The following is a 260-nucleotide window of genomic DNA, read 5'->3' as shown; positions in this document are numbered from 1 at the left end:
CATAATGCCTATAGATTAAAAGAAATAGAGGTAAATGAAGAACTAACAGATGTTTTAGAAATTCATTTTATAGAAATTCCTAAACTTAAGGATAATAGTGATGAAAGAGATATGCTAGTAGCTTGGACAGAATTCTTAAAAAACCCTGAAAGTGAAAAGGTAAGAGCTTTAGAAATGTCAGTAAAAGAAATACGAGAAGCTAAAAATGAACTTATTAAAATTAGCTGTGATGAAAAACAAAGAGCATTATATGAACTAAG

Annotated in this window: 1 protein-coding gene; it reads left to right on the top strand. The window is 28.1% G+C overall.

Going from position 1 to position 260, the window contains the following annotated elements; genetic code table 11:
- A partial coding sequence (locus GBZ86_RS16895) for a PD-(D/E)XK nuclease family transposase (protein ID WP_207707498.1) occupies positions 1-260 on the top strand: 260 nt, incomplete at both ends.

The sequence above is a fragment of the Clostridium tarantellae genome, from assembly GCF_009295725.1.
Classification (GTDB): domain Bacteria; phylum Bacillota; class Clostridia; order Clostridiales; family Clostridiaceae; genus Sarcina; species Sarcina tarantellae.
This window is presented reverse-complemented; position numbering and strand designations above follow the sequence as displayed.